This is a genomic window from Thiohalocapsa halophila, assembly GCF_016583825.1.
Lineage (GTDB): Bacteria > Pseudomonadota > Gammaproteobacteria > Chromatiales > Chromatiaceae > Thiohalocapsa > Thiohalocapsa halophila.
In genome coordinates this window covers 1-533 of sequence record NZ_NRRV01000288.1, presented here as the reverse complement: position 1 = coordinate 533, position 533 = coordinate 1, and the positions used below count along the sequence as shown (strand labels likewise).

Here is a 533-nt window from a genome sequence, read left to right as displayed (position 1 = left end):
GATCAGCAGGGTTCGATAGGCTGCTTGTATTGGCACGCCATAGTGATCGGCAAGGCGGCAGATGAGATTCCATTGAATGTCAGTCAGGGCGATGCCATCGACGATCGGGACGGGGATGAACCCCACCGACATCGCGCCGATCATGTGACTCTTGATGATGCCTCGAGCCTCGACTTGCGTTTGATCCGCGCGTGCGAGCGCGCGTCGAATGATCGGCGAAAAGGGCGGCCGTGCCGCGAGATCGCCGTTGTTGTCGTCTTTCATTGCCTCGACTCGCTAAGACGTGCCTTGGTCACCAGCCGCGGCCCCTTTTGATGGCGTCGTAGGCCTTGCGGACGCGGTCGGCGCGAGCTGCGGCACGAGCCAGTTCTTCTGCGCTCGGCCTCTTGTGCATCAGCTTGTCAGGGTGGTGGCGGCTGATTTGAATACGGTAAGCGCGTCGAACCTCGTCTTTGGTCGCGCCCTCGGAGACCCCGAGCGTGGCGTAGGCCGTCGGCAGATCGAGTGACCCGGAACGTGCTGATGATGCTTGT

The 533-nt window shown here is 61.4% G+C and carries 2 protein-coding genes; both read right to left on the bottom strand.

Annotated elements, in window-relative coordinates; translation table 11 throughout:
- On the bottom strand, nt 1–264 hold a 264-nt coding region (locus tag CKO31_RS26440; protein ID WP_200244016.1), incomplete at its 3' end, for a hypothetical protein.
- Between the two features lie 28 nt (nt 265–292).
- On the bottom strand, nt 293–533 hold a 241-nt coding region (locus CKO31_RS26435; RefSeq protein WP_200244013.1), incomplete at its 5' end, for a DnaJ domain-containing protein.